This window comes from Arthrobacter sp., assembly GCF_031179985.1.
In the GTDB taxonomy this organism is placed as follows: domain Bacteria; phylum Actinomycetota; class Actinomycetes; order Actinomycetales; family Micrococcaceae; genus Arthrobacter.
The window spans coordinates 1-4,921 of sequence record NZ_JAPSHJ010000099.1; the positions used below are offsets into that span (position 1 = coordinate 1).

5 protein-coding genes are annotated in these 4,921 nt (G+C 61.5%); 1 reads left to right on the plus strand and 4 read right to left on the minus strand.

Annotated features, from left to right (window positions below):
• Positions 1-440 precede the first annotated feature (440 nt).
• Positions 441-752, plus strand: a complete 312-nt coding sequence (locus RIN13_RS20190; protein WP_309109098.1) for a DUF6457 domain-containing protein — start codon at positions 441-443, stop codon at positions 750-752.
• A gap of 90 nt (positions 753-842) precedes the next feature.
• Here the strand turns inward: RIN13_RS20190 and RIN13_RS20195 are convergent, their stop codons facing one another.
• The 4 genes from RIN13_RS20195 to RIN13_RS20210 all read right to left on the minus strand — a co-directional run bounded on the left by RIN13_RS20195 (position 843) and on the right by RIN13_RS20210 (position 4,711).
• Positions 843-1,109 (minus strand): MoaD/ThiS family protein, encoded by a 267-nt coding sequence (locus tag RIN13_RS20195; protein WP_309109099.1) that lies wholly within the window; start codon positions 1,107-1,109, stop codon positions 843-845.
• 5 nt (positions 1,110-1,114) lie between these two features.
• The gene (moaA, locus tag RIN13_RS20200) at positions 1,115-2,236 is read right to left on the minus strand and encodes a GTP 3',8-cyclase MoaA (RefSeq protein ID WP_309109100.1); all 1,122 of its coding nucleotides are present in this window, start codon (positions 2,234-2,236) and stop codon (positions 1,115-1,117) included.
• A gap of 131 nt (positions 2,237-2,367) precedes the next feature.
• A complete protein-coding gene (locus RIN13_RS20205; protein ID WP_309109101.1) occupies positions 2,368-4,323 on the minus strand; it encodes a BCCT family transporter in 1,956 nt (651 codons plus the stop codon).
• 37 nt (positions 4,324-4,360) lie between these two features.
• Positions 4,361-4,711 (minus strand): bifunctional 3-phenylpropionate/cinnamic acid dioxygenase ferredoxin subunit, encoded by a 351-nt coding sequence (locus RIN13_RS20210; RefSeq protein ID WP_309109102.1) that lies wholly within the window; start codon positions 4,709-4,711, stop codon positions 4,361-4,363.
• Positions 4,712-4,921: the final 210 nt, after the last annotated feature.

The following is a 4,921-nucleotide window of genomic DNA, read 5'->3' on the forward strand; positions in this document are numbered from 1 at the left end:
ATCGTCTCCAACGACACCGGAGCATCCTTCGCCATCGCAACAACTGCCTTGACTTTATGAACCATAACTACGCGTTCCTTTCACGCTGTGCGCCAGAGCGGCCTTTACTTGGGGCATTTTCCTACGCGGGCTGTTTCTTTTGCGGCCGACATTCGTTGTACGTCCGTCCATGGATACAACACTCGGCCGGGAGCTTTACGGTGCGGGAGTAAGCCTCAGCCGGAGCACCTCCACAGCGAAGACAGCCTGACATGACTCTGGTATGTGACTGATATATGACCGATGGTAGTTGGGGTGCTGCAAGGGTGTCAACGACTGTCCGCCCGTCCGTGTCCTAAGACTGCCCATGAAACTTAGACAACCGGTGACTTGTCCGGGGAAGCCTTGTAGTGTCGAGCCACCAGGCACTCATGGACAAGACACCTTAGCTAGGAGACATCATGGCAGCCAACAGTGAAGCGGAAGTTCTGGCCCAATGGAGCGAGCAGCTGGCGCAAGCGCTTCAGATCCCGGATCTGGAGGTGGACCAGGAGTTGCTTCTTGAACTGGCGAGGAGGTCCGCAGACTCGGTGATACACGCTTCTGCGCCGGTGACCGCCTTCATGGTGGGTTATGCAGCCGGCCAGGAAGCCAGTAAAGGACTTGCCGGTTCCGCAGTGACAGCGAGCGAGGCGACTGTCAGGGCCGCCGACGTCGCCTTCACGCTGTGCGAGAAACGGGCTGCCGGAAGGGGAAGCGACACGGTCGGGTGAGGCTGGCGGTCCACAGCCGCTCACGCCAGGCACGGCCATTCGGCCATCACCGATGGGCAGCAACTTCTTAAAACACCTGCAGGGTAGCGGTCATCCACCGGCGAAAGGCGGAAGGACATCGATGACGTCCTCCCTGCCAAGGCCCAAACCAAGGTCCCTTACAGCTACTTCATTACGGAGAAAACTGCTTCGGGCGATGATTCCGGCCAGCGGAGGGGTTCCCGCCGGAGGCTCGGGACGGTCAACCGCAAGTATGACCGTCAGGAGTTCATTCAGCGTCACGCCGTCTGCCAGTTCATGACGTTCCTCTTCTACACCGGCGGCGGAACATGCAGCGGCAAAGTATCGTACCAACATAATTTTCAGCCTCCGATGGCGCTCATGCTGCGGCCCGACTGCTTGAAGTCCGGCGAGTCGAGGCCCGGGTGGTCCATTCCGTGTGCCCGCGGCTTGATCCACATTGCGTCTTGCCAGAGCCGTGCCAGCTCTTCGTCATCTGCCCCGGAACGCATGAGGCTCAGCAGGTCAAATTCTTCGCTGGAGAACAGGCAGCTCATGAGCCTGCCTTCCGCAGTGATGCGCGTGCGTCGGCAGTCCCCGCAGAACGGTTCCGTGACAGAAGCGATGATGCCCACCGTGCCCAGTACGGGCCCCTGGGTGCCGCCTCCAGCGTTTCGCTTCCTGACCTGGAAACGTTCTGCCGGGGCACCTGCCCGTTCCCGAAGGTCCGGGGTCAGAACGAAATCCTGGGAAAGCAGTTCGCGGATCTCGGCAGCAGTGATCATGTCCCGCCGAGTCCAGCCGTGATCGGCATCCAGCGGCATCTGCTCAATGAAGCGGAGTTCGTATTTGTGCTCAAGGGCCCAGCGGAGAAGCCCAGACGCTTCGACGTCGTTAATCCCCCGCATCAGGACGGCGTTAATCTTGACAGGGCCCAGCCCTGCAGCGCTTGCCGCTTTGACTCCCGCAAGCACCTTGGTAAGGAACGGACGCCTCGTCAGTAACTCGAACGTCTCTTCATGGAGGGAATCGAGTGAGACATTGATCCGGGTGAGCCCGGCGTCTTTGAGGGCCTGGGCCTTCTTGTCCAGGCCTACGCCATTGGTGGTCATGGACATAGGCAAGGAGGGGTGCCGTTGGCGGAGAGCCCGGATGATGTCCACCAGGTCAGGGCGTACCAAAGGCTCGCCGCCGGTTAACCGGAGTTCGCGGACGGCCAGTTTTTCCACGCTGACGCCGACGACCCGAACGATCTCATCCAACGTCATGAGGGATTGTTTGGAGAGCCACTCCAGGCCTTGGGCGGGCATGCAATATGTGCACCGAAGGTTGCACTTGTCGATGACGGACAACCGTAAATCTGTGGCCTGGCGTCCGAACCGGTCGGCAAGGCCCACGGGTACGCCCGCAGGCCTGCTGGGCGGCATCGGCAGTCCGCCTCCGCCTTTGGCGGGAATTCGGGGAATGCCGAGCTGAATAGTCATAGCTTCGAAACCTGTTCCTTCACTGCGGAAGCACTGTTTGTCTTTTTGATCGTTCTTTGGACCGGGGTGTTAATGGCCGCTGTCCGTGCTGCGGGCGGTTTTAACCGGCCCGCAGCACGGACAGATGCAGCTTAGTGCTTGGTTCCGCGAGGGCACGAAGAGCTGTCGGGACACCGGTCATCGCATTCGTGCTTGGTCACAAGTTCGAACTGCGCGCCGCCGTGCTGGTCGACGCCGGTTCGGATGGCGCGCTCCATGACCGTCGTGGCGAGCCGGCGCCGGAGAGTGAGAGGGTCACGGCGGAGGTCCCGGGTTAGTGCGAAGCAGAGCAGGAGCATGACCAGCACGAACGGCAGGGCGGCCACGATGGTGATCCGTTGCAGGCCGGACAGGGCTTCCGAAGGCTCATTGCCGCCGGCGAGGAGCATGACTGCGGCGACGGCGCCGGTGAGCGTGCCCCAGAAGATGATGACTCCGCGGCGCGGTTCCTCGGCCCCATTGGAGCTGAGCGATCCCATCACGATGGAGGCCGCGTCGGCTCCGGTGATGAAGAAGATCGCCACGAGCAGCATGGCCAGTGCAATCACTGCTGTGATGGCCCAGGCAGGCATACCCAAGTTCTTGACCAGATCGAAGAGGGCACCGTCAAAGTTGACCGATGGGGCTCCGTCGACCATGGTCACCAGGCCGCGGGTGTTGGCCTTGTCTGCTTCTTGCTGCACGTGGAAGGCAGTGCCGCCGAAGATGCAGAACCAGATGACGCTGACGATGCTGGGAACCAGGAGCACGCCGGTGACGAACTGCCGGATGGTCCGTCCGCGGCTGATGCGTGCGATGAACAGTCCCACGAACGGCGTCCATGAGATCCACCAGGCCCAGTAGAAGATGGTCCAGCCCGACATCCAGGTGCGCAGGGCCTCGTCTCCGACAGCCTCGGTGCGCGAGGACATCTCCGCCAGGTCCCGGGCGTAGTTGCCGACGGCGGCAGGGAGCAGGTTGAGGATGAAGAGGGTGGGGCCGGCCACGAAGACGATGAGGGCCAGGATGAGGGCGAGCACCATGTTGATGTTGGACAGCCACTGGATGCCGCGGCTGATGCCGGAGACGGCGGACGCTACGAAGCAGGAGGTCAGGATGGCGACGATCACCACGAGCACGGGCGTGCCGATTTCCCCTGCCCAGCCGTTGGAGGTCAGGCCGCTGCCGATTTGCAGGGTGCCCAGGCCGAGGGATGCGGCGGTGCCGAAGAGGGTGGCGAAAATCGCGAGGATGTTGATGAACTTGCCGACCGGGCCTTCCACCATCCTGACGCCAAAGAGCGAGGTGAAGGCGGCGGAGATAAGCTGCCTGCGGCCGAGCCGGTAGGTGCCGTAGGCCATGGCAATACCCACCACGGCGTACATTGCCCAGGGGTGCAGGGTCCAGTGGAAGATGGACGTTGCCATGGCGGTCTGGATGGCTTCGGGGGTGCGGCCGTCCACGGTGCCGGGCGGGGGAGAGATGTAGTGGTAGAGCGGTTCTGCCACGCCGTAGAACATGAGGCCGATGCCCATGCCGGCCGCAAACATCATGGCCACCCAGGACACGGTGCGGAATTCCGGCTTTTCGCCGTCCTTGGCCAGCGGGATGTTCCCGAATTTGCCCAGGGCAAGCCACAGGACGAAGACCACAAAGAGGGAGGCCAGGCCCATAAAGAGCCAGCCGGTGTACTGCATGACCCAGTCGAGGGCGTTTTGGGATGTTGCTGCCAGACTGTCTCTTCCGGCAAAGCCCCAGATAACGAAGGCGACGGCGAATGCCCCGGTGATCCCGAAGGTCACTTTATCGAGGGGGAGAGACTGGCGCCTGCCAAGGCTGGCGGCCTGTTCAGCTTCGGTCTGCCGCAGCTCTTGGAGGATCTGGTCGGTTTCTTCCGTATCCGGCAGGCTGATCGCCGCGGCTCCCGCGTTGAGGGGGGACTCCTCCGGCGCATCCACAGTAGCTGCCGATACTGCTCCCTTGGCTTCATTGCTGCTGGGGGCTGTGTCTGTGTTGCCTGCCGGATTATCGTCGGCCGGCAGCTTTTCAGGTGTCGTATTTACAGCCATTAGCGGGTCCTTTCCTCGGCGGAAGTCATGAGTAGGCCTAGATATGGCCTTCGGGTGTCAAACCGGGAGGAAGGTTGGGGGCCTCGTCCGATTCGATGATCATAATGTCGCCGTCAACAACCTTGACCTCATGGTGGCGGACCGGCAGTTTGGCTGGTGGCGCATCGACTGACCCGGTACGGAGGTTGAACTTGGATGCGTGCAGCGGGCACTCGACCCAGCAGTCCTCCACGTAGCCGTCGGCCAGGGAGGCATCCTGATGGGTGCACGTATCGTCGATGGCGAATAGCTCGCCTTCTTCCGTGTGGAAAACAGCGATGGGCGGGGCAGTATTGAGCCGTAGCGCCTCCCCGGGAGCGAGTTCACTGAGCGGGCAGGCCTTGTGCATGAAGCACCTCTATTTCAAACGGGATGAGTTTTTTTATTCAAGGTGGACTCACGGCCATGAATACCGCTTCTTTGTTTCGAAGCGGTCAACAGGGTTCGTCTTATGCAACAGCGTGCGTTCCGTCACAGGCGAATGTCAAGGATTTTTCTGCCGTTACGACTCCGTTTTCCTCTGCGTCCGGACAGGTTGACAGGTCCCTGTGGGATGCCT